Raw genomic sequence first — 25253 nt, forward strand, 5'->3', positions numbered from 1 at the left:
ATGTTAAATCTAAGTAATATTTCCATAACCTTCAATGAGGGGACGCCAGACGAAAAGAAAGCATTGGATTCGGTCCATTTAAATTTAGAAAAGGGTGATTTTGTCACAGTAATCGGTAGTAATGGTGCAGGTAAATCGACTTTAATGAACGTGATTGCTGGGGCTTTAATGCCGGAAGTTGGCGACGTGATAATCAATGATAGGCATGTTGGCCATTTGCCGGAATATAAGCGATCGGCTTTTATTGGTCGCGTTTTTCAGGACCCCATGGCTGGAACAGCACCATCCATGACCATTGAGGAAAACTTGGCGATGGCCTATTCCCGTAATAAAAAACGGAAATTACGCATTGGGGTAACCAAGAAACGAAGAGCCATGTTCAAGGAATATTTGCAAACACTCCACTTAGGACTGGAGAATCGTTTGACAGCAAAGGTTGGCTTGCTTTCCGGCGGGGAACGACAGGCGCTTTCCTTATTAATGACGACATTCACCGAACCGGATATTTTATTACTCGATGAACATACCGCTGCATTAGATCCTTCGCGAGCAGCGTTAATCACCGATCTTACCGAGGATGTTGTCCAAAAAGCCGGGTTAACGACATTGATGGTCACCCATAATATGCAACAGGCTCTTGATTTAGGCACCCGGTTAATCATGATGGATAAAGGACAAATTATTTTTGATGTCGATGGAGAAGACAAACAGAACTTAACCATTGAAGATTTACTGCATGAATTTCAGCGAATTCGCGGGGAACAATTTGGAGATGACAGAGTGGTATTGGGGTAGCGGAGTTTATTGCCCGTCGAGAGCGATCGAGCCCGTGCCCTGAGCGATCGAGAAAGCCCACTGAGCGATCGAGCCCGCGCCCTAAGCGATCGGGAATACCTGCCGAGCGATCGAACCCGCGTCCTGAGCGATCGAGAACACTAAATAACCGATCGACGTTCTCTCGTGTTCGTCGATCGTCCCTCCCCTACTTTCTCCCATAGGTGTTTTGCTTACGAGGTAACGAGATTTTCGATAACTCTACGTGAATAGACCAGTCCACCCAACTTAAGCTTACGTATTAAATAGTGAGCCTCCTGCAAGTGCCACCTACAAGCGCCTATCACCCATCAACGCGTAAGTGCTTCCCCTTGTCTCCAAAAAACCTTCACTTTACACTAATTTTCACTTATGATTTTTGCTATAATAGACTAATGGATAATGATTATGGAGGATTGGACCATTGTATAATGAGATGAAGAAATGGAAGCATATTTTCAAATTAGATCCAGCGAAGGAAATTTCGGATGAAAAACTGGAGAAATTATGTGAGTCACAAACGGATGCGGTAATTGTCGGCGGAACCGATAATATTACGCTTGATGGTGTCTTGAACTTGCTATCACGCATTCGCCGGTATACCGTTCCGTGTATATTGGAAATTTCTGATATGGAGGCTATTACACCTGGATTTGATTATTACTTTATTCCAATGGTAATGAATTCAAAAGACAAACGATGGATGATGGATATTCAACATCAAGCCATTAAACAATATAAAGAAATAATGGATTGGGATGAAATTTTTGTCGAAGGGTATTGCATTTTAAACGACCAGGCCAAAGCATTTACGAAAACGAATTGTGTGCTGCCGGATACAGACGATGTAACAGCCTATGCTTATATGGCAGAGCATGTATTCCATTTACCAATCTTTTATATGGAATATAGTGGCGCATATGGTGATGCCAAGCTTGTGAAACAGGTGAAACATCAGTTGGACAAGACAATGCTTGTTTATGGCGGGGGGATCGAAACGCGTGAGCAGGCAGCGGAAATGATGGAACATGCGGATTGCATTGTTGTCGGAAATAGTATCTATACAAATTTCAAACAAGCACTTGAAACCGTTAAGGCGGTAAAAGCTTAAAGGTGGTGTTACTGTGAGTCAAACGATGGATGACTTACTAAACGGATTAAATAAAGAACAGCAAGCAGCGGTTAAACATACGGATGGACCGCTATTGATTATGGCTGGGGCAGGAAGTGGGAAAACCCGCGTACTGACCCATCGGATTGCTTATTTGCTTCGGGAAAAGGATGTTGCATCGCGGAATATTTTGGCAATCACTTTTACCAACAAAGCGGCACGCGAGATGAAAGACCGTGTGCAAAAACTGGTGGGCGCAGATGGGGAACAAATATGGGTATCCACCTTCCACTCGATGTGTGTACGAATCCTGCGTCGTGATATTGATCGAATTGGTTACAATCGTAATTTTACGATTTTAGATAGCAGCGATCAGCTGTCGGTAATCAAACAAATTCTGAAAAACTTAAACATCGACCCGAAAAAGTTTGAACCACGGGCGATGCTGGGTCAAATTAGCTCTGCGAAAAATGAACTTGTTACCCCGGAAGAATACAGCAATAACGTTAACAATTTTTATGAACGCCAGATTGCGCAAATTTATCAAGCCTATCAAAAAATGCTGCAAAAAAACCAGTCACTTGATTTTGATGATTTAATTATGCAGACCATTCATTTGTTTAAACGAATTCCGGAAGTTCTTGAATACTATCAGCGGCGATTTCAATATATTCATGTGGATGAGTATCAAGATACCAACCATGCCCAATACTATTTAGTAAAACAATTGGCCAATCGGTTCCAGAATCTTTGTGTTGTTGGGGATTCGGACCAGTCCATTTATGCATGGCGCGGGGCAGATATCCAGAATATCCTATCATTCGAAAAGGATTACCCTACTGCGCGTGCGATTTATCTGGAACAAAATTATCGTTCGACCAAATCCATCTTGGACGCGGCTAATCATGTGATCCGTAATAATCCAGGACGGAAGCCAAAAAATCTCTGGACTCAAAATGATAATGGGAGTCAAATTAACTATTATCAAGGCGCAACGGAACAGGAAGAGGCTTTGTTTGTAACCGATAAAATTCAGGAATTGACAAGCACACAGGGTTTTTCGCCAAAAGATATCGCAATTCTGTATCGTACGAACGCACAATCACGTGCGATTGAGGCTACGTTGATGAAGTCGACGATTCCATATCAAATGGTTGGTGGACAAAAGTTCTATGAACGAAAAGAAATTAAAGATTTGACCTCGTATTTACGATTAATTACCAATCCAGATGACGATATCAGTTTTGAACGTGTAGTCAATGTTCCCAAGCGCGGCATTGGGAAAACTTCGATCGATCGTTTGCGTGATTATGCGACACAGCATGATTTATCGTTCTATGAGGCAGTGAAAGATGTTGCATTGATCGGGATTTCCAAAAAAGCAACACAAGCGCTGGAAGAATTCACAGCGTTAATTCGAACGTTTTCCCAACAGCAGGAATTTTTAACCGCAACGGACATGGTGGAAGCTGTACTGGAACGGACTGGCTACGAGACGATGTTGAAAAATGAAAACACCCTTGAATCACAAAGCCGTCTGGAAAACTTGGAAGAATTCATGACGGTTACGAAGGATTTTGAAGCTGCAAGTGAGGATAAAACGCTCGTTGCCTTTCTGACTGATCTGGCCTTGATCGCCGACATTGATCGTGTCGACGATGAAGAAGGTCAAGGGGAAGAAAAAATTACCCTAATGACATTACATGCGGCAAAAGGGTTGGAGTTCCCGGTTGTCTTCCTAATTGGCCTGGAGGAAAATGTCTTCCCGCATAGTCGTTCTTTGTTTGATAATGATGAAATGGAAGAAGAGCGCCGTCTCGCGTATGTTGGTATTACCCGTGCGGAAAAAGAGTTATATTTAACCCACGCTAAAATGCGTACATTGTATGGACGAACCAATATGAATCCAATCAGCCGATTTATTAATGAAATTCCGGAAGAATTGATTGAAGGAATTGAACAAGCTCGACAAACGATGTATGGTGGGGCTGTGAAGCAAGAACGATCGGATAATAATGTTATCCCGTTCAAACGCAAGGCAATGAAAATCCAGCAAACAACTGGTGCCGAAAGCCAAGCCTGGAAGCCTGGTGACAAAGCATCACATAAAAAATGGGGTGTAGGAACGGTTGTCAAGGTACAAGGGGAAGGCGAAGCGACGGAACTCGATATTGCTTTTCCAGCACCAACGGGAATCAAACGGTTATTGGCGAAATTTGCACCCATCACAAAGCAGTAGGAAGGTGTTTGATCGATGGACAAACAGCAAGCACAAGAACAAATAGATGCTCTCAAAGAAGTGTTAAATCAATATGGATATGAATATTATGTGCTGGATAAACCGAGTGTCCCCGATTCGGAGTATGATCAAAAGCTGCAGGAATTGCAAAAACTGGAAGCATCATTTCCAGAGCTGATTACACCCGATTCACCGACACAGCGGGTTGCCGCACAACCGTCAGATGCCTTTCAAAAGGTACACCACAAAGTGCCAATGCTTAGTTTGGCCAATGCCTTTAATACTGGTGATTTACGGGACTTTGACCGGCGTGTGCAGGAAGGATGCGATCAGCCGGTTAGCTATGTTTGTGAATTAAAAATTGATGGTCTGGCCATCTCGTTATTATATGAAAATGGAAAATTCACGCGTGGTGCAACGCGCGGGGACGGAACAACTGGAGAGGATATTACCACCAATTTACGAACGATCCGGAGTATCCCTCTGTCGATTAAAGAAACCGAAACCATTGAAGCACGCGGGGAAGCTTATATGCCACACAAATCGTTTCTCGCGTTAAACAAAACGCGGGAGGAAAAGGGTGAGGAACCGTTTGCTAACCCGCGAAATGCTGCAGCCGGCTCGTTACGGCAGTTGGATCCTAAAATTGCTGCCCAGCGTAATCTGGATATCTTTTTGTATGGAGTTGGTGAATGGGAAGTGGGCACAATCCAAACCCATAGTGAGCGTCTGGAGTATTTGGCGCAGTTAGGATTAAAAACGAATCCTGAATGGCGCCGTTGTCAAACAATTGACGAGGTACTGGAGTATGTGGAGTATTGGACCAATGAACGGCCAAATTTAAGCTATGAAATCGACGGAATCGTTGTGAAGGTAGATAATTTGGACCAACAAGAAGAACTGGGCTATACAGCGAAAAGTCCACGCTGGGCTATTGCTTATAAATTTCCCGCTGAAGAGGTATTGACAACACTAAGAGATATCGAATTGAGTGTCGGTCGTACTGGAGTCATTACCCCGACAGCTGTTTTGGATGCGGTAAGGGTTGCTGGAACAACGGTTAAGCGGGCTTCCTTGCATAATGAAGACCTGATTCGGGCAAAAGATATCCGCATTGGCGATCAAGTCATTATTAAAAAAGCGGGTGATATTATCCCCGAAGTTGTGCGCGTCGTGGCGGAAAAGCGAACAGGAGAAGAACGGGAATTCCACATGCCAACCGAATGTCCAGCGTGTGGCAATGAGCTAGTCCGGTTGGAAGAAGAAGTGGCCCTTCGCTGTATCAATCCGAATTGTCCGGCTCAACTAAAAGAGGGTCTGATTCACTTTGTTTCTCGTAATGCCATGAATATTGATGGCCTAGGTGAAAAAGTGATCCAGCAGCTTTTTCAGGAGAATTTGGTCAAAACAATTGCTGATATATACCGATTGGACCGTGACGAATTACTGGAATTAGAGCGCATGGGGGATAAGTCGGTTGATAATTTGCTACAAGCGATTAACAATTCTAAAGCAAATTCGCTGGAGCGGCTATTATTCGGCTTAGGGATCCGTTTTGTTGGCGCGAAGGCAGCCAAGACCCTTGCGCAGAAATTTGAAACAATGGATAAGCTACAACAGGCTACGATGGACGATCTAACTGCTGTTGATGAAATCGGAGAAATTATGGCCGATTCTGTTGTCCAATATTTCTCGGAACAAAAGGTTACAGACTTACTGAACGAATTACGAGATCTAGGCATTAACATGGATTATACTGGTGTCAAACGGTCAGAGCAGATTAGTGATTCCGTTTTTTCAGGAAAGACATTTGTGCTAACCGGAAAAATGGAGCTTTATACCCGTCAAGAGGCAAAGGAGTTAATCGAAAATCTAGGCGGGTCGGTTACCGGCAGTGTCAGTAAAAAAACGGATGTTGTTGTTGCCGGTGAAGACGCGGGATCTAAATATGACAAGGCGCAAAAGCTTGGTGTGACCATTTGGGATGAGGAGCAACTAAGAGAAGCCTTGGACAACTAAAAAGAACGTACAATTTATTTAGCGTATTGCCTTCGTAATCAAGCACGTTCTCAGTGTGTGATGCTTGCTACCTGGATTACAGGTGTGTACGCTTTTCAAAAATCAGGGAGTGGAAATCGTGAAGAAATTATGCGCAGGTCTCCTATGTTTGTTACTGCTATTAACAAGCTGTGCACCAAGGATGCATGATGATGATGAGGTTGTGCAAAAAAAAGGAGAAACAAAACAAGAAAAATCGATTGTTCCAAGCTATCAATTATCGGAAGACACTTACAAAATGATTCTCCCATATAAGACGAGTGCAGCAAGAGGTGTTATCCTTGATCAAATGGGCAATCGTCTCGACATTGATGAAATGGAAGAGGGATTAAGGCGACAATCGAAAACTGTCTATGATCCAAAGAAATATTTTTATCAAGAGGGTCAGTATTTAGATAAAGACACAGTTTACGATTTGATCGATGACTTGAATCCAAAGAAAGATCCGGACGGCAACAAGAAGGAAAAGGAAAAGTATTTTCGTGATCACCCACGTTACTTGTCCCATATCATGGAGCAAAACTATTTGAGTAAAAATGACAAAAATAATGCCAAATTGGAAGGCATATCAATTGGACTGGCACTTAAGTCTGTTTACAAGTTCCAGGCGGAAGAAGGCGGTCCATACTATTATGAAAAAATCAGCAAGGACGAAATGCTGAAACATGGCAAAAAGCTTGCCGAAAAGGTGTTAAAAGAAATTCGCGGGATAGATGAATTAAAAAACGTGCCGATTTTGATTGCCTTGTACCGGGAAGAAGATCAAGGCTCACCGGTCCCGGGAAATTATGTAGCTAAGACAACCGTCAAAGGAAATCAAGCAAGTATTGATAATTGGAAAAACGTAAAAGAAGAGCATGTGTTATTCCCAGATGAAAAGTCTGCTGACAAGTATTTTGATGATAATAAGTTAATTGAGGACTTCGGCAAGGAAATTCAGGATTTCTTTCCAAACTATGTTGGGGTAATTGGTGATGGTTTTTATATTGATGAGGATATGAAAAAGCTGACATTGGAGATTCCAATTGAGTTTTATGGGAAAGGGGAAGTTATCGGTTTTACACAGTATACCTATGGCTTGATCAAGGAAATGTTCCCCGATTATTATGATATTGAAGTGAAAATCACCGCCCATAATGAGGTTGAAAGTGTCATTTACCGAAGTGCCGGTGGAGACGATCCAACTGTCCATATTTTTGATTAAATGATAAAACTTCAGACATCGAATTTGATGGTCTAGATTACCCAAAGGGAAAAAAGAAAGAAAAATACAATTAGCAGATAAGAAATAAGTAATAAGTCATATCTAAACAAAATATAACAAGGAACCTTTTTCTGGAAAAATAATGTAGAAATAGGTTCCTTTTTTGCATAACTTTCCTCATTTCAGGAAAGTAGGCAAGTTTTTAGATTGATAATCCACTTAAATATCCCTCAACTTTCCCAATATGATTTTATAATGATTCATGCTATTATATAAATATAGAAAATTAAATTTCGCTCATTTCCAAATCTAACCTGTGAGGTGGGTAAATAGATGGAAATAGGATCATACATCAAATTACACCGTATCAAGCAGGAAATGACGCAAGCGCAACTGGCAGATGGGATTGTATCGTTTGCCTATCTTTCCAAAATAGAGAACGGGAAGACGGAAGCAAGCCCTGAAGTAATCAGCTTACTATGTACACGCCTTGGCATCCAGCTGGATAACGAAAAGGAAATAACAATCAAAGAGAAATGCCAGGAATGGTTCAGTCAGCTATTTGAAGTCAATGATCAAGAGGAAATTGTCAAAGGATATAACGAGTTGGAGTATTTAATGCAAGATACCCATTCCGAGAACTTAGTGATGTTTGAGATTTATAAGATTCGTTACTTCTTGATTATGGGCGAAATTGAAGCAGCATTGACACAAATTAATAGTCTGGCGGATTTGTCTGAAACGTTTGATAGCTTGCATCAATTTTATTGGTACAAGTTTAAAGGAAATTACAACACCGCAATTTCAGAGTTTAATCAAGCAATGAGGATGTACAAGCTAGCGGAGGAAAAATTGAATCAGCTTGAGCTAGCTGAAGAAGAGGTAGCCGATCTGCAGTATACGATATCGGTTACACATAGTAAATTGCGGAATACGCTGGAATCAATTGAATACGCAAACAAAGCATTAGATGTGTTTCAAAAGCAATATCACTTTTATAGGTGTGCACAATGTCATATTTTACTGGGAATTTCTTATCGTAGGCTTATGATGTATGAAAAGGCAATTAAGAATTATAATCTGGCTTCACATCTAGGAAAACTAAGTGAAAATAAACAACTTATTCAATTGACAAATCAGAATCTTGGAAATCTATATTCTACAAAAGGTGAAGCGAGTAAAGCAATTAAGTGTTTTAGTAAAATCGTACATGATGATCAATTGATTATGGTAGAACGATTGGCCGCAATAGCTTGTTTGATCAGAGAATATTATAATATTGATGACTATAATGAAGCAGAAGAAATTATAAAAATAGGTCTTGAATTGATGGAAAATGTTGATATCGTCGATCAATATAAATTATTTTATTATATGATTTATACCTACCATTACGCCTTAAATGAAGACCACAAGAAATTTGAAGACTTGGTAATTAAAAAGTTTATTCCATATTTGGAAAAACATAAAGACTATGCAAACCTTGTTACTTACGCAGAACTTATGGGTCAGCATTATGAAAAGCTGAACAGGTACAAGGATGCAACTAAATTCTATAAGCAAGCTAACTTAGCTTATGAACAATTTACTATCATTTAAAGGAGGGGAGAAAATGAAAAAGATTATAGCAACAGTAGTGTTAGGGGCTCTATTAGCTACAGGCTTTTTGTTCACCCAAGACAACTCTTCTAATCTTGCAATTGACAGGGAACCAAGCGTGTTTTCAATCAACAATGCCAACTTTTTTTAATTCTTAAGTTTTAATCGTTTTTAACTTTATTTACCCTATTACTATGATGATTGCCTGAAATGGTGTGGAAAGCCATCTCAGGCCTTTTTTGTCTAAAAACTCCAGTTCGAAAAATATAACATGATCTGCAAACAAGTCGTATATGCTAATATAGAGCTGTTATTTTTGTAATATTTCGTTTACAAGTTATTTAGAAAGGGGTGGCGAGATGCAGGAGACAGAATTCGCGATTGCTGGTGTTACCTGGTTTTGGATATTTGTACCCATGCCAATCTTGATTTTGTTATCCATTATCACATTATTTACGGAGAGGAAGTGAGACGGCTATGGAATTAGAAACATTGATTACGTTCATTGTTTACTTAATTGTGATGCTTGTTATTGGCTTGATTATGTATTTTCGTACAAATGATTTATCAGATTACGTACTTGGCGGTCGAAAATTGGGGCCAGGGGTCGCAGCATTAAGTGCTGGTGCTTCGGATATGAGCGGGTGGCTCTTGCTTGGTCTGCCGGGGGCAATTTATGCGTCTGGTTTATCAGAGGCATGGATGGCCATCGGGCTCTCGATTGGTGCCTATTTGAACTGGCAATTTGTTGCGAAACGATTACGGGTTTACACAGCGGTTTCCAATGATTCTGTTACCATTCCAGACTTCCTGGAAAATCGTTTTAAAGACAATTCCCATGTGCTCCGTGTGATTTCTGCACTCGTTATTTTACTATTTTTTACTTTTTATACGTCTTCAGGGATGGTCGCAGGGGCAAAATTATTTGAAGCGTCGTTTGGTTTATCCTACCAGACTGCACTTTGGATTGGTACACTTGTCGTTGTTTCATACACCTTGTTAGGAGGTTTCCTGGCGGTTGCGTGGACCGACTTCGTCCAAGGACTGCTCATGTTCTTGGCATTAATTGTAGTGCCCATTGTTGCATTACAGCAAATCGGAGGCTGGAACGCTGCGGTGCAGGCGGTTGGTGGAATTGACCCCAATCATTTGAATATGGTAGGAGGGGTTGGGTTGCTGGCGATTATTTCGTCTGTTGCCTGGGGACTTGGTTATTTTGGCCAGCCGCATATTATTGTTCGTTTCATGGCATTACGATCGGCAAAAGATGTGCCAAAAGCTCGCTTTATTGGTACGACATGGATGATTCTTGGATTATATGGGGCGATTTTTACCGGGTTTGTTGGTCTGGCATTCATCAGTACACAGGACGTTTCGGTATTATCAAAATTTGGGATTGACGTTGCCACGGAAAACGGGTTACAAGTGCTTGCCGACCCGGAAAAAGTCTTTATTGCATTCTCGCAACTATTATTCCACCCGATCGTGGCCGGTATCCTGTTAGCGGCGATCTTATCGGCGATCATGAGTACCATTGACTCGCAGCTGCTGGTATCATCTTCCGCCGTTGCCGAAGACTTTTATAAAGCAATCTTTCGGAAAAAGGCATCCGATAACGAATTGGTATGGGTAGGACGAATTGCGACATTGCTTATTGCAGTTATTGCTGCATTGTTGGCGTTAAATCCGGAAAGTTCGGTGTTAGAATTGGTAAGCTATGCATGGGCCGGATTTGGTGCTGCATTTGGTCCAATTATCCTACTGGCGTTATTTTGGAAACGGATTACCCGTAATGGCGCTTTGGCTGGAATTATTGTCGGTGCCGTAACAGTCATTATTTGGGGTGGATTTCTATCGGGTGGCATATTTAATTTATATGAAATACTCCCAGGATTTTTGTTAAATCTTATTGTTACCGTTGTTATTAGTTTAATGGAAAAACCGTCCGCTGACATGGAAGAAGAATTTGATGAAACGGTGCGGCAAGTAAGCAAATAGCAGTTTTTATGTGAATACTCCTTACCTTGATAATGGTAGGGAGTTTTTTTACCGCTAAACACCCCGATTAGTTGCCATTTGTTGACCAATTCTGCTATCATCAATAGTATTGTGAGACTTTCTATGGAGGTGTAGATATGGCGGATATTTCAACAGATCAAGTAAAACACGTTGCCAATTTAGCGCGACTTGCGATAACAGATGAAGAGGCTGAAACGTTTACAGACCAATTACGGTCGATTTTGGAATATGCAGAACAACTAAATGAATTGGATACGACGGGGGTCGAACCAACCACCCACGTATTGGATTTGAAAAATGTCCTACGTAAGGACGAGCCAAGAGATTGGATTACCCAGGAAGATGCACTGAAAAATGCACCCGACACAAAAGGTGATTATTTCCGTGTTCCATCGATTTTGGAGTAGGGAGGGAACAACATGTCATTGTTTGATAACAGTATCAAGGAACTGGAAGAGAAACTACATAAGAAAGAAGTTTCAGCCGTGGATTTGGTCGATGCGTCATACAAACGAATCGAGGAAGTGGATGACCAGGTACAGGCGTTTTTAACGCTTGATGAAGAAAATGCCCGGAATGAGGCCAATGCCTTAGACAGTGAAACACCGGACTTTGAAAAACACCCATTGTTCGGCATGCCTGCAGGGATTAAAGACAATATTGTCACTAAAGCGCTTCGGACAACCTGTGCGAGTCAATTTTTGAGAAACTTCGATGATCCTTTATATAATGCAACGGTGATTGACAAGTTACATGATGCGAAATCAGTAACAATTGGGAAATTAAACATGGACGAGTTTGCAATGGGGTCGTCCAATGAAAACTCAAGCTTTGCCCCGACACGTAATCCATGGAATACGGACTATGTACCAGGCGGCTCCAGTGGTGGTTCTGCAGCTGCAGTTGCCGCTGGTGAAGTGTTATATGCGTTAGGATCGGACACCGGTGGATCGATTCGCCAGCCAGCAGCATTCTGCGGGGTTGTTGGGTTAAAACCAACCTATGGACGTGTATCACGCTTCGGTTTGGTAGCATTTGCGTCATCCTTTGATCAAATTGGACCGATTACCCGGAACGTAGCGGATAACGCACGGGTGTTGGAGGTTATTTCTGGCCAGGACAAAATGGATGCGACGAGTGCCAATGTGGGTGTGCCAGCTTTTTCACAAGGTTTAACCGGTGATGTCACAGGTTTGAAAATTGCCGTACCTAAAGAATACCTGGGTGAAGGCGTATCCGAAGAGGTTCGCAAATCAGTGCGAGACGCACTAGCCGTTTATGAATCATTAGGTGCCGAGTGGGAAGAAGTTTCCCTGCCGCATACCAAATATGCCGTTGCTACGTATTATCTACTTGCATCATCCGAGGCGTCTGCTAATCTGGCACGCTTTGACGGCGTTCGTTATGGTGTTCGCTCGGAAAATGCGAAAGATATGCTGGACATGTTTAAGTTGTCCCGCAGCGAAGGATTTGGTGAAGAGGTCAAGCGCCGGATTATGCTTGGAACCTATGCCTTGTCATCTGGCTATTACGATGCCTTCTATAAAAAAGCCCAAAAAGTACGTACCTTAATTAAGCAGGATTTCGATAACGTCTTTGAAAACTTTGATGTAGTTATTGGGCCAACAACACCGACACCAGCATTTAAAGTCGGGGAAAACATTGATGATCCATTAACGATGTATACAAATGATATTTTGACTATTCCAGTTAACCTTGCTGGTGTTCCGGCTATATCCGTTCCATGCGGCATGTCGGAAAATGGATTGCCATTTGGGCTGCAAATCATTGGAAGATATTTTGATGAAACAAACGTTTATCGTGTCGCCCATGCATTTGAACAGGCAACCGATTACCATACCAAACGACCTCAGTTAGGGGGTGTGAGCAAATGAATTTTGAAACAATCATTGGACTTGAAGTACACGTCGAATTAAAAACAGATTCAAAAATATTTAGTCCTAGTCCGAATGCGTTTGGTGCAAAACCGAACTCGAACATTAGCCCAATCGATTTAGCGTATCCCGGGACATTGCCGGTGTTAAATGAAGAGGCAGTCAATTTTGCTATGAAAGCAGCGATGGCGTTGAATTGTGAAATTGCAACTGATACAAAATTTGACCGAAAAAACTATTTTTATCCGGACAATCCAAAAGCCTATCAGATTTCTCAGTTTGATCAGCCGATTGGTGAGCATGGTTGGGTAGAAATTGAAGTCGGCGGGAAGAAGAAACGGATCGGGATTACTCGCCTGCACTTAGAAGAAGATGCAGGAAAGCTAACGCATGGGGATGACGGTTACTCCCTAGTCGACTTCAATCGTCAGGGGACACCATTAATTGAAATTGTTTCCGAGCCTGACATGCGTTCACCGGAAGAAGCGTATGCTTATTTGGAAAAGCTGAAAAATATTATTCAATATACTGGTGTTTCCGATTGTAAGATGGAGGAAGGTTCTCTACGATGTGATGCCAACTTATCGATTCGACCGATTGGACAAGAGGAATTTGGTGTTAAAACCGAGTTGAAAAACCTCAACTCGTTTGCTTATGTTCAAAAGGGTCTGGAGTTTGAGGAAAAGCGTCAGGAGAAAGTGCTGCTTTCTGGTGGTGAGATTTTACAGGAAACCCGCCGTTACGATGAAAAAACAAAAGAAACCATTCTAATGCGGGTTAAAGAAGGTTCAGACGATTATCGTTATTTCCCGGAACCAGATCTTGTGCCCCTCTACATTGATGATGCATGGAAAGAGCGCATTCGTCAGCAGATTCCCGAGCTCCCGGATAAACGCAAGGCACGATTTATCAGTGAATTAGGGCTGTCGGAGTATGATGCAGCAAATTTAACCAGTTCCAAGGAAATGGCCGACTTTTTCGAAGCAACGGTCGAAAACGGTGCAGAGATTAAACAAGCGTCAAACTGGTTGATGGGTGAAGTGTCCGGATACATGAATAAGCATTTAAAAGAGTTGCATGATTTGGCCCTTACACCAGAGTCACTTGGGAAAATGATCCAACTGATCGAGGACGGTACGATTTCTTCTAAGATTGCTAAGAAGGTATTTGCGGAATTGGTGGAGAAAGGCGGCGATCCGGAGAAGATTGTCAAAGAGAAAGGGCTTGTTCAGATTTCTGATGAAGGCCAGCTTCGCGATATTATTACCCCAATATTGGATGCGAATGAACAATCAATCGTCGATTATAAAAATGGAAAAGATCGGGCATTAGGATTCCTGGTTGGTCAAGTCATGAAGCAAACAAAAGGACAGGCCAATCCGCCAATGGTCAATAAGATTTTGAAAGAAGAAATGGATAAACGATAATGTTGTAAATGGCCATCCTAAGCGAATTTAGCTAACGGGGTGGCTTTTTACTGGTAAAATAGGATGGTCAGGCTTTTCAAATAGCTGAAAAAGGGCTATGATAAATATTGTATATGAGGAACGTTACAGTTTTACTAGATAAAAAACGTCATGTAACCGTCAAGACAGGGAGGAATATTTAATGAAACGAGCCAGGATCATCTATAATCCTACATCCGGGCGTGAGGCTTTTAAAAAAGAGATGGCAGAAGTACTTGAACGATTTGAAATAGCCGGATATGAAGCCTCCGCACATGCAACGATAGGAGAAGGCGATGCGACTGAAGCGGCAAAGATAGCTGTTGAACGGGGCTATGATATTGTCGTTGCTGCTGGTGGAGATGGAACCATCAATGAAGTCGTGAATGGAATCGCGGAACAGGATTATCGTCCGAAACTCGGCATTATTCCTGTTGGGACAACAAATGATTTCGCTCGTGCCTTATGTATTCCCCGCAACGTCATGAAGGCTGTTGATATCATCCTTGATGGCCACTACATGCCACTTGATATTGGCAGGGTGAATGAACGTTATTTTATCAATATTGCTGGTGGTGGCAAGCTTACGGAATTGACCTATGAAGTACCAAGCAGATTAAAGACCATGCTTGGCAAGCTGGCATACTACATGAAAGGGATGGAAATGCTTATTCCTTCCATCAAGCCGACCAATGTACGTATTGAATATGATGACGAAGTATTAGAAGATGAAGTCATGTTATTTTTGGTATCCAATACCAATTCTGTTGGCGGGTTTGAGAAGCTGGCACCAGATGCCAAATTAGATGACGGCTATTTTGATCTTCTAATTTTAAAAAAGACCAATTTGGCCGAATTTATTCAGATTGCAACCCTCGCCCTACGAGGAGCCCACTTGGACCACAAAAATCTGATCTATGCCAAAGCAAAGTATATAAAAGTGGAAAATGTGGAAAAAATGCAGCTGAACATCGATGGCGAATATGGCGGACTATTACCTGGATTATTCCGCAATCTAAAACAGCATATAGAACTCTTCGTTCCAGAGGAGTTTGTGGAGAAAAATGACTGATGAGAAGCAGTCATTTTTTTTTGGTGTATGAAATGAATGGAATTATAAGGCTGCAAATGGTATATTTTTTGTAAAAGGAAGTGAAATTGTTTATGAAAAATATAACAAAAGAACTTTTCTTGGAGAATTATGGAAGTACTAGATGAAAAACTTGAAGAAAATAAATTAGAACTTACTTTAAATATTTATGGTGGAGCAGTTATGATGGCTTGTTTCGATGTTAGACCGGCAACAAAAGATATTGATGCATTATTCGAAACCTCTTCACTTATCGATACGATATTGGTTGATATAGCCGAAGTGTACGGTTTGGCTGAAGATTGGATCAATCAAGATATCCGTGGGCCGCTCAAGCACCTTAAAGGAGAACAATTAAAGGAAATATATCAGTTTAAGAATCTCAGGGTATTCGCGCCAACTGCGGAGCAAATGCTAGCTATGAAAATTTTATCTGCAAGACCTGAGCCATACCAGGATTTTAAAGGCGGAATACTTGATACAATATCTTGCCATTGAAACATTGGATCAGGTAATGGAAGTTTTCGATAAGTTTGTTGGCAGAAGGTATCTTGGAAATCGTCAAAAAGTGTTTCTGAATTATGTTGGAAAGGATTTGAATAAAAATTGGTCAGAATTCTCGATATAATACACGCGGATGATTTCAATGTTGCTTTAATCAATTTATTGATTGATTTGTATTCATCGAACTATGAAACGTATTTTGAAGCATTAGATTTTGACGAAAAAGAAATCAATCATCTAAGTGACGTTGAGCTAGATAGGCTGACAAAGGTTGCTGCTGTTATTAAATATATAGGAAATAGACAGCCCAGTGCCACGTTATTTGATTGGATTTACTCTGATAAATTAAAGCTGGATTATCCGTATACCCCTGGTGTGCCAAAGGATAGTATTGCACGGGTGAAACGAATCTTTTCCGCACCGAAAGAATTTGCATCAAGAAATGTATTTTATGATGAGCAAACTTTAAAACCGGTTTAATCCTAGCATCCAACTACTTCCCTTTTCGTTCCCAGTCGTTTTGAACAAAAGGGTATTTTTATCTCGCTTTAATGGGCAGTAAGCCCCACTTCAAGATTTTGAGGGGCAACAAAAAAAGATACGTGGGGGTCAACTGCATGGCAAAGGTCCGATTCTGTTCGGGCGTATAAGACGCAGGTCGCAAAGGCGTTGCAACGCAGACATTCGAGTTCTTAGCCTTTGTTCTCCTGTCTCAGTGGGGGAGAAAGGGTAGTTTAAAACCATCACGTCCTTATGCCTTCGCCTGCACTAGCACGTCCTATGCGTCAAAAAATCCCACTGAATGAAGTTTCACTTTATAAAATGGGAACTATATATGGTATGATGAGAACATATAATTTTACGAACGCAAAAGGAAGATTAACATGGCAAAACAGACAGCACCAGTGAAAAAGAATGAAACAATTACCTTAACATTTGAGGATTTGACCCACGAAGGAAATGGCGTGGGCAAGATCAATGGATATCCGTTATTTGTACCCAATGCATTGCCAGGGGAAGAGGCCACTGTAAAAGTAGTTAAGGTTAACAAGAACTTTGGGTTCGGAAAGTTGCTCGAATTAACCAAGGAAAGCTCAGAACGAGTGAAACCTGTATGCGATGTGTACTGTAATGGTTGCGGTCTGCAGCATATGAGCTACCGCTTACAACTCGAGATGAAGCAAAATCAGGTAAAGAATGCTTTGAAAAAAATCGCCCATCTGGAAGATGTCCCGGTTCATCCGATTATTGGTATGGATGATCCGCTACATTACCGGAATAAAGTGCAAATTCCAGTAGGGGAAAAAGATGGAAAGCTGATCACCGGATTTTATCAAAAACGCAGTCACCATATTATTGAAAACACAGATACCTGTGTCACCCATAATGGGGTGATTAACGATGTGGTCAAATCTGTCCGAAACATTGCCGACCGACTAAGTATCCCCGCGTATAACGAGGAAAAGCATACCGGTAGTTTGCGTCATATTATGGTACGAACGGGTCAGCAGACAAATGAAATTATGGTGGTGCTGGTAACCCGTACAGAGAAGCTGCCGCATAAAGATGTGCTGGTGGAAGAATTAACGAAAAGTTATCCGAACCTGAAATCAGTCATGCAAAATATTAATGATAAGCGGACCAATGTTATTATGGGTAAAAAAACCAAGCTCCTTTGGGGAGAAGAATATATTTATGATCGGATTGGTGACCTGACGTTTGCTATTTCAGCTAAATCTTTTTACCAAGTGAACCCGGAGCAAACGAAGACCTTGTATGATAAAGCGCTGGAATATGCCCAAATTGGTGGTAAAGACATTGTCATTGATGCCTACTGCGGAATCGGGACCATATCCTTGTTTTTAGCAGAACAAGCAAAGAAAGTTTATGGCGTAGAAGTTGTTCCAGAAGCAATTGATGACGCCAAGAAAAATGCCAAGCTGAACGGAATCACCAATGTGGAGTTTTACGTTGGACAGGCAGAGAAGATCATGCCATGGTGGAAGATGCAGGGACTTGATCCAGATGTGATTGTCGTCGATCCACCACGTAAAGGTTGTGATGAGGAGCTGTTGCAGGCAATGATTGATATGCAGCCGAAGCGGATTGTGTATGTGTCATGTAATCCAAGTACACTGGCTAGGGATTTGCGCGTGTTGGAAGATGGCGGATTTGCAACGCAAGAAGTCCAGCCAGTGGATATGTTTCCGCAGACGGGGCATGTGGAGGCTATAGTGTTGCTACAACGTCGAACTATATAGAAATCCTTAGTTTCAAGCACTTTTACAGGCATTTCGTGTTTGTAGAAGATGGTGCAAAAAATAGAAATAAGGTACTGAAAGATCACGTTACTGTTTCTGTAGTAATTGATCTGGAGTGTGGGAACACAACAGAATAATGATTGGAAAACTTGCAAAATGCACTGTAATACGGAAATCTGTTGGACACTAGTCCTATAAAAACATTAAATAAATTAGTTATATAACGTCATTTCATGATAGTTCATGGATGGCGTTTTTTTAATTTCTAAATTGGAAAGGAAGTCTTTGATAATGAAAAAAATTTATCATCTTATTTTAAAAAATGGATTAGTTTATGACAGAACTTAAGCTAGGAAGTCTTTTTGACGGAATCGGTGTGTTTCCCTTAGCGGCTTCTCGTTGTGGCATCACATCTTTATGGGCAAGTGAAGTAGAAAACGTACCTATTTCTATTACAAAACGACACTTCTCGAATATGGTTCATCTGGGGGATATTACAAAAATAGATGGCGGAAAAATACCGGCTGTTCATATTATTACTTTTGGTTCTCCCTGTCAAAACTTATCTAACATTGGTAAACGGGAAGGTCTTGCAGGAAGTCAATCGAGTTTGTTTTATCAAGCGATACGGATTATCGAAGAAATGAGGTGTGCAACAAATGGATCATATCCAGTTATCGCTGTTTGGGAAAACGTTATGGGAGCATTTTCATCAAACAACCGGTTGGATTTTAAAGCCGTGTTGGAATCATTTACAAAAACCGATGTTCCAGTACCTGCATCTGGAACCTGGGCAAATGCGGGTATGGTGCGAGGGAATAACGCTAACGTGTGCTGGCGCGTATTGGATGCCCGATATTGGGGAAAACCCACACTTGCTCAAAGAAGGAGACGTGTCTTCCTCGTGGCAGATTTTGGAGGAGAACGTGCCAGAGAAATATTATTTAAATCCCGCGGCTTGCTCTCGGTTTCTTCGTCTTGCACAAATCGCGGGATGTCCACCGCCAGAGCCAGTCGAATATCTGCTGAAGAAACAAGGGGGAGCATACCCATCCTCCGACCCTTTCAAGAACGACGTATGCGAAGTACCGCAAAAGATAAAAACAAATCTGGATTCATTGGAAGTTTCGGAAGAACAGGAGACCCTTTTCCAACGCTGCTTGCAGGGACGGTAAATAGCTTTTCTTTTTGGTATGAAGGAAGGGAAAAAGATGGTTATATACGACAACTCACTCCTTTAGAATGTGAACGTTTAATGGGGTTGCCGGAAGGGTGGACAGCCTTAGGAAATAAAGGCGAATCGATAAGTGATTATGCAAGATATAAAGCTATTGGAAATGCGATTGCTGTGCCATGTGCAGATTACATTATGGCCGGTGTCGCAGAAGTTTTATAGAAAATAAACCAACGTGTGACGTTCCAGATGTCACGCTTCTTTTATTGCCCAAAAGATGGAGGGGAGTTGGTTTTTTTGGAAGAAAATGAAGAAAAGGTGATGGAATGGATTGATGATCATTTTGTTATGAACGAAATTGAGATTGAAGACTTTCCGTTATTTCCTTCCGGGAAATTGGTACGTGATCAACGGGGAGAGACGATGGTAGTTTTTTGGTGTGTGATTTACGGACGTGTAGATTATCGTTTTGAAGAAGCGTAAGGAGTGATTTACGAATGAACATTTCTCGTTCTCCTCCCCTTGAGTCTCATACTGAAGCATAAGTAAAAATAAAAAATATGAAAAGAGGTCTGAATAATGGAACTAAAATATGTCATTCCTAACATGGAAAAAACTTTTGGAAATTTAGAGTATGCAGGAGAAGGAAAAGTCGAACAGCGACGGATCAATGGACGTATGACAACTCTTTCTCGGAGTTATAATCTCTATTCGGATATTCAACGTGCCGATGATATCGAAGTTGTTCTCCCGCAAGAAGCAGGAGAAAAATTCTTTGAACATGAAGATAAGGTAAAATTAGTTAATGCAAGAATTACCGCAGAAGGTTATAAAATTGGAGATCGTGGTTTCACAAATTATATCTTACATGCAGATGACATGGTCAAAGCATAAGTTAAGGAGGAAAAAGACATGAGATTAGCACAAGGTATTGTTATAGATAAGGAAAAGACTTTTGGATTATTGAAATTTTCAGCTTTACGGCGTGAGGTTTTTCTTCAAAATGAAGATGGAACAGTTTCGAGTGAGGTCAAGGAACGGACATATGATTTAAAATCCCGTGAACAAGGTCGCATGATCCAAGTGAGTATTCCTGCTACTGTTCCCTTGAAAGAATTTGATTACAATGCAGAGGTAGAAATTATTAATCCTGTCGCAGATACTGTAGCGAATGCAACGTTTCGTGGCGCAGATGTTGATTGGTATGTAAAAGCAGATGATCTAGCCTTAAAAGGAAAAGCAGCACCAATGGGTGGTAATACCCAAAAAGCTGTTCCTGACAAGGAAAAATAATGAAATCTTTCCGGAGACGCGGAAAACGAATTCGGGCCAGTGATGCTTCCCTTCTTTTTCAATTCTTATTGAGTCGATTGTTTGGTGTATGGTTTGTGTTCTATACACCGTTTCATCTGCCATTTCTACTATCCACGAAATGGCAGCTATTTTTATTTCAGAAACACTTTATCAGTATCTATGGACTGGTAACATTGCTTGCCAGTGTTGCCATGACAGGCTTATCCGCTTACTTGTATATCCGTTATCGTTATGACCATATCAAACAGCTGATTCATCGTCAGAAACTCGCAAAAATGATTTTGGAAAATCAGTGGTACGAAACAAAACAAGTACAATCAAGCAGTTTCTTTGAGGATATTCCATCCGGAAAAACAAAGGAGAAAATCAGTTATTTCCCGAAAATGTACTATCGGCTTGAACAAGGGATGCTCCATATCTTAGTGGAAATCACACTCGGAAAATACCAAGAGCAGCTACTCAGTTTAGAAAAGAAACTGGAAAGTGGTTTGTATTGTGAACTGGTATCGAAAGAGTTACATGATTCTTTTGTAGAATATGTTCTTTTATATGATACGATTGCTAATCGTATTGCTATAGATGAAGTGCTTGCACATAACGGCAGCTTAAAGCTGATGAAATCTGTTTATTGGGAATATGATAAACTCCCACATATGTTGATTGCTGGTGGAACTGGCGGGGGGAAGACATATTTTATTCTCACACTGATTGAAGCCTTGTTAAAAACAGATGCAAAGTTATATGTATTAGATCCAAAGAACGCCGACTTGGCGGATTTAGCTACAGTTATGCCAGATGTTTACTACAAAAAGGATGATATGATGGCATGCATTGATCAATTTTATGAAGAGATGATGATTCGGAATGAAGAGATGAAACAAATGGCTAACTATAAAACAGGCGAAAACTATGCTTACTTGGGCTTACCAGCTCATTTTTTAATCTTTGATGAGTACACTTCGTTCATGGAGATGATCGGTAAAGAAAGCACAAAAGTTATGAGTAAACTAAAACAAATAGTTATGCTTGGCCGTCAAAGTGGCTTCTTCCTTATCCTTGCCTGTCAACGCCCAGACGCCAAACATCTTGGTGATGGCATACGAGACAACTTTAACTTTCGGGTTGCTTTAGGACGAATGAGTGAACTTGGTTACGGCATGATGTTTGGGTCGGACGTACAAAAACAGTTTTTCTTAAAACAGATCAAAGGACGTGGCTATGTCGATAAAGGGGATAGTGTGATTTCTGAATTTTACACACCACTTGTACCGAAAGAACATGATTTTTTAAAAGAGATAGCAAAACTAGCCCAATAAAGGCTGCCCAGTGCGGCGGCGTGCGAAGCGAAAGCCGCCGTGCTGGGTTAAGCCTGCGTGGCGACAGCCACGCCTTAACCCCCCATTTCTAACAGGGGGGTAGAAAAACAATAGGAAACTGTTCCAAAAGCCAATAACCCCTGATGGCACAACGGTTTGAGGCAAGTGAAGAGGATGTCAGCTTTTAACCTTTAGTTGACATCTTTTTTAGTTTGGAGGAACGCAAATGAATCAAGTACCTTGGTATCAAAAATTAAAAGAAAAAAGATTGGAATACGGTGTTTCACAAAATAAATTAGCTGTCCATGTAGGTATTTCAAGACAATATATTAGTGAGATTGAAACGGGGAAAGTAACTCCCTCCGATTCGTTGCAAGCTGCTTTGATTGATATTTTAGAGCAATTTAATCCAGAGGCTCCGCTGGAAATCTTGTTTGACTATGTGCGGATTCGATTTTTAACGACAAATCCTATACTCATCATTGAAGAGATTTTGCAATTAAAAATGGAGTATATGTTACATGAAGATTATGCGTTTTACTCCTATATGGAACAATACGTTTTTGGCGATATTGTCATCATGGTTTCGCCAGATGAGGACAAAGGTTGCTTACTCGAACTTAAAGGGAAAGGGTGCAGGCAATTTGAGAATTTTTTATTAGCCCAACAAAGAACATGGTTCGGCTTTTTTATGGATGTGTTTCGTATTGGTGGGGTTTTTAAACGAATTGATCTTGCGGTAAATGATAAGACGGGTATATTGGACATTCCATTTCTAACTCAAAAATGTCGTAATGAAGAGTGTATCTCTGTTTTTCGAAGTTTTAAAAGCTATCGCTCTGGTGAGCTTGTACAGAATGAAGAAAAGCCTGACATGGGAAATACCTTATATATTGGTTCTCTAAAAAGTGATGTGTACTTCTGTGCGTATGAAAAGGATTATGAACAATATGTAAAACATGGAACATTGTTTGAAGATACAGAGGTTAAAAATCGTTTTGAAATTCGTTTAAAAAATGATCGTGCTTATCATGCGGTTGTCGATTTAATGATGTATGAAGATGCTGGACGAACTGCCTTTTCCATTATTAATCGGTATATTCGTTTTGTCGATAAGGATGAGAAAAAGCGGCGCAGTGATTGGAACATAAATAAAGAGTGGCAACGATTTATTGATTTAGGTACAGATAGAAAAATCTCTTTAACAACAAAACCTGAACCCTACACCTTTGATAAGACGTTAAGATGGCTTGCCCGACAAGTTGCTCCTACTTGGAAACTAGCGACCAAGATAGACGAAATGAATCAAACGAGTGTGATTAAAGATATGGTGGAACAGACAGTTTTAACGAAACGTCACGAGAAATTGCTTATGCAACAGACGATTGCAACAGAGCAAGTAATCAAACGATAGATTGGGGAGATTCTATGAGACTGGTGAAATATATCTTGATTACTATTATTGGTGGTGTATTCCTGTGGTTTGTCGAATGTATGCGTCAAGTTACAAAATTTTAGCTATTGTACTAGCTATTGAAAGGGGAAATCAAGATGAATTTTGGACAAAATTTATACAACTGGTTTTTAAGTAATGCGCAATCCTTGGTATTGATGGCAATTGTCGTTATTGGGATTTATTTGGGGTTTAAGCGTGAGTTTTCTAAGCTGATTGGCTTTTTGATTATTGCGTTGGTTGCTGTTGGATTAGTCTTCAATGCGAGCGGTGTCAAAGATGTATTGTTGAATCTGTTCAATCGGATTATTGGGTCTTAATTGTACCGTTTTTTTGTGGAAGATAAGTGGTTTTCTTATGTTCTGCAAAAAAATGGTGAACCAAACGGTAGTGCGGTAGGGATTAAAAAGCTTATTTTGTATAAACAGCAAATAAAGCGTTATTGCTTATTCAGGATCACTTTAAAAAAGGAAGTGAAACAATATGGACATGCAAGTCTATATAGCAAACCTCGGAAAGTATAATGAGGGTGAATTGGTCGGTGCCTGGTTCACTCCTCCCATTGATATAGAAGATGTAAAAGAACGCATCGGCTTAAATGGGGAGTATGAGGAATATGCCGTACACGATTACGAATTGCCTTTTGAAATCGACGAATACACACCAATTTCCGAAATTAATCGATTATGTGAGATGGTGCAAGAATTAGAAGGTTCGCCGATTTATCATGAACTTTCCGAAATTCAAAGTTATTGGTTTGATAGCTTGGAGGAATTACTGGAACATCAGGAAGATATTATTTGTTATGCTGACAGTGAGGATATGGAAGATGTCGCTCGCTATTATGTAGAAGAAACAGGAATGCTTGGGGAAGTGCCTGCTAATTTACAAAATTACATTGACTATCAGGCGCTAGGGCGTGATTTAGAGATTGATGGAAATTTCCTTGTTACTTCTAACGGGGTTTTTGAATATCTAAACTAAACAATATCGAATTCTAATTTTTTAATTGTTATAATTATACTGTCTTTATATAAATATTTGTAAAGGAGTATACTATTATGACAAACACTTTAGGAAATTTAAAACTTTTGAAAGAAGACATGGAGAAGAAGGGCTGGGTTATTGATTCATTTTTATTCCAGTATAAAAAGCAACCCTTTGTAGTATTAGTAAAATTATATGGTGAAAATGAAAAGAGAGAGAAGTATGCCCTTGTAAAAATTGAATTTTTAAAACAGGGTAACCTTAATGATAGTTTAGAAGTCGCAGCTAATTCCAATGGTTTTCTTGTTAGTGCAAAAACCCTAAGAGAGTATTTTAATATAGAATTCAGCAAGAATCTTGGTGATATTCTTAAACAATTTAATCACCATTTTTCAAGCTTTATTCCTACTGAAGTAAATGAAACCAAATCGCCAAATGAAGAAAAAGCAATGGTAGGGTCTTTAAGTTTTAGTGATAATGACGACCCCAATAAAATTTATTGTTTTGCTGTAAAACGAAATCCTTTAAAAGAAAATGGCGAGTATGGTGAACGAACGCCATATAATGACAATAAAGCGAGAATATTAAAACGCACATTATATGAGAAACTAAAAAAGGAAAAGCATTTAAGTTTTTGTTTTTCTTCAGATCCCAATGCCAAGAAAACGGATAATGAGATTCTTATTAATTGGACTAAAAATAAAAATGGATAATTATTTCATAAATTACAAACAGCAAGCCTAAAATGGTTTGCTGTTTGTTGTTTTTGCA

Annotated in this window: 24 protein-coding genes; all 24 read left to right on the top strand. The window is 40.5% G+C overall.

The genetic code is table 11. The features are described from left to right. A complete protein-coding gene (locus WMZ97_RS15970; protein ID WP_343273089.1) occupies positions 1-795 on the top strand; it encodes an ABC transporter ATP-binding protein in 795 nt (264 codons plus the stop codon). Between the two features lie 454 nt (positions 796-1249). Further along, the gene (locus WMZ97_RS15975; RefSeq protein ID WP_343273117.1) at positions 1250-1924 is read left to right on the top strand and encodes a heptaprenylglyceryl phosphate synthase; all 675 of its coding nucleotides are present in this window, start codon (positions 1250-1252) and stop codon (positions 1922-1924) included. A 25-nt stretch (positions 1925-1949) separates the two neighbouring features. Beyond that, on the top strand, positions 1950-4163 hold the full coding sequence (pcrA, locus tag WMZ97_RS15980; RefSeq protein ID WP_405027702.1) for a DNA helicase PcrA: 2214 nt from the start codon (positions 1950-1952) through the stop codon (positions 4161-4163). A gap of 15 nt (positions 4164-4178) precedes the next feature. Beyond that, entirely contained in the window at positions 4179-6182 is a 2004-nt protein-coding gene (gene ligA / locus WMZ97_RS15985; RefSeq protein ID WP_343273091.1) for an NAD-dependent DNA ligase LigA, read from the top strand. A 118-nt stretch (positions 6183-6300) separates the two neighbouring features. Then, positions 6301-7425 (top strand): CamS family sex pheromone protein, encoded by a 1125-nt coding sequence (locus WMZ97_RS15990; RefSeq protein ID WP_343273092.1) that lies wholly within the window; start codon positions 6301-6303, stop codon positions 7423-7425. Between the two features lie 333 nt (positions 7426-7758). Further along, positions 7759-9024, top strand: a complete 1266-nt coding sequence (locus WMZ97_RS15995; RefSeq protein WP_343273093.1) for a helix-turn-helix domain-containing protein — start codon at positions 7759-7761, stop codon at positions 9022-9024. Between the two features lie 13 nt (positions 9025-9037). Beyond that, entirely contained in the window at positions 9038-9175 is a 138-nt protein-coding gene (locus WMZ97_RS16000; RefSeq protein ID WP_343273094.1) for a hypothetical protein, read from the top strand. 326 nt (positions 9176-9501) lie between these two features. Next, positions 9502-11022 carry a sodium/proline symporter PutP gene (gene putP / locus WMZ97_RS16005; protein ID WP_343273095.1) on the top strand — a complete coding sequence of 507 codons (1521 nt, stop codon included), beginning with the start codon at positions 9502-9504 and terminating at the stop codon, positions 11020-11022. A gap of 137 nt (positions 11023-11159) precedes the next feature. Next, positions 11160-11450, top strand: a complete 291-nt coding sequence (gatC, locus tag WMZ97_RS16010; protein ID WP_343273096.1) for an Asp-tRNA(Asn)/Glu-tRNA(Gln) amidotransferase subunit GatC — start codon at positions 11160-11162, stop codon at positions 11448-11450. Between the two features lie 12 nt (positions 11451-11462). Further along, positions 11463-12938: an Asp-tRNA(Asn)/Glu-tRNA(Gln) amidotransferase subunit GatA gene (gene gatA, locus WMZ97_RS16015; RefSeq protein WP_343273097.1), complete on the top strand. Its 1476-nt coding sequence runs from the start codon at positions 11463-11465 to the stop codon at positions 12936-12938. Continuing rightward, positions 12935-14365, top strand: a complete 1431-nt coding sequence (gatB, locus tag WMZ97_RS16020; protein WP_343273098.1) for an Asp-tRNA(Asn)/Glu-tRNA(Gln) amidotransferase subunit GatB — start codon at positions 12935-12937, stop codon at positions 14363-14365. The genes gatA and gatB overlap by 4 nt, the downstream gene beginning before the upstream one ends. 181 nt (positions 14366-14546) lie before the next feature. Then, complete coding sequence (locus tag WMZ97_RS16025; protein WP_343273099.1) at positions 14547-15455, top strand: diacylglycerol kinase; 909 nt, start codon at positions 14547-14549, stop codon at positions 15453-15455. Positions 15456-15584: 129 nt separating this feature from the next. After that, positions 15585-15971, top strand: a complete 387-nt coding sequence (locus WMZ97_RS16030) for a hypothetical protein (RefSeq protein WP_343273100.1) — start codon at positions 15585-15587, stop codon at positions 15969-15971. A 108-nt stretch (positions 15972-16079) separates the two neighbouring features. Beyond that, positions 16080-16457 carry a hypothetical protein gene (locus tag WMZ97_RS16035; protein ID WP_343273101.1) on the top strand — a complete coding sequence of 126 codons (378 nt, stop codon included), beginning with the start codon at positions 16080-16082 and terminating at the stop codon, positions 16455-16457. A 404-nt stretch (positions 16458-16861) separates the two neighbouring features. After that, positions 16862-18238 (top strand): 23S rRNA (uracil(1939)-C(5))-methyltransferase RlmD, encoded by a 1377-nt coding sequence (rlmD, locus tag WMZ97_RS16040; RefSeq protein WP_343273102.1) that lies wholly within the window; start codon positions 16862-16864, stop codon positions 18236-18238. A gap of 334 nt (positions 18239-18572) precedes the next feature. Continuing rightward, positions 18573-19634 (top strand): DNA (cytosine-5-)-methyltransferase, encoded by a 1062-nt coding sequence (gene dcm / locus WMZ97_RS16045; protein ID WP_343273103.1) that lies wholly within the window; start codon positions 18573-18575, stop codon positions 19632-19634. Positions 19635-19709: 75 nt separating this feature from the next. After that, the gene (locus WMZ97_RS16050; RefSeq protein ID WP_343273104.1) at positions 19710-19895 is read left to right on the top strand and encodes a hypothetical protein; all 186 of its coding nucleotides are present in this window, start codon (positions 19710-19712) and stop codon (positions 19893-19895) included. Between the two features lie 96 nt (positions 19896-19991). Beyond that, on the top strand, positions 19992-20306 hold the full coding sequence (locus tag WMZ97_RS16055) for a YdcP family protein (protein WP_343273105.1): 315 nt from the start codon (positions 19992-19994) through the stop codon (positions 20304-20306). Positions 20307-20324: 18 nt separating this feature from the next. Further along, on the top strand, positions 20325-20705 hold the full coding sequence (locus tag WMZ97_RS16060; protein ID WP_343273106.1) for a YdcP family protein: 381 nt from the start codon (positions 20325-20327) through the stop codon (positions 20703-20705). Next, positions 20705-22042 (top strand): FtsK/SpoIIIE domain-containing protein, encoded by a 1338-nt coding sequence (locus WMZ97_RS16065; RefSeq protein ID WP_343273107.1) that lies wholly within the window; start codon positions 20705-20707, stop codon positions 22040-22042. Before WMZ97_RS16060 ends, WMZ97_RS16065 begins: the two co-directional genes overlap by 1 nt. Before the next feature lie 226 nt (positions 22043-22268). Next, complete coding sequence (gene mobT, locus WMZ97_RS16070) at positions 22269-23456, top strand: MobT family relaxase (protein ID WP_343273108.1); 1188 nt, start codon at positions 22269-22271, stop codon at positions 23454-23456. A gap of 137 nt (positions 23457-23593) precedes the next feature. Next, positions 23594-23815 carry a hypothetical protein gene (locus WMZ97_RS16075; protein ID WP_156856852.1) on the top strand — a complete coding sequence of 74 codons (222 nt, stop codon included), beginning with the start codon at positions 23594-23596 and terminating at the stop codon, positions 23813-23815. 163 nt (positions 23816-23978) lie between these two features. Beyond that, positions 23979-24479: an antirestriction protein ArdA gene (locus WMZ97_RS16080; RefSeq protein WP_343273109.1), complete on the top strand. Its 501-nt coding sequence runs from the start codon at positions 23979-23981 to the stop codon at positions 24477-24479. A 77-nt stretch (positions 24480-24556) separates the two neighbouring features. Beyond that, the gene (locus tag WMZ97_RS16085; RefSeq protein ID WP_343273110.1) at positions 24557-25195 is read left to right on the top strand and encodes a DUF6037 family protein; all 639 of its coding nucleotides are present in this window, start codon (positions 24557-24559) and stop codon (positions 25193-25195) included. The last annotated feature ends 58 nt before the right edge of the window (positions 25196-25253 follow it).

This window comes from Lentibacillus songyuanensis, assembly GCF_039548255.1.
Taxonomy (GTDB): Bacteria; Bacillota; Bacilli; order Bacillales; family Amphibacillaceae; genus Lentibacillus_C; species Lentibacillus_C songyuanensis.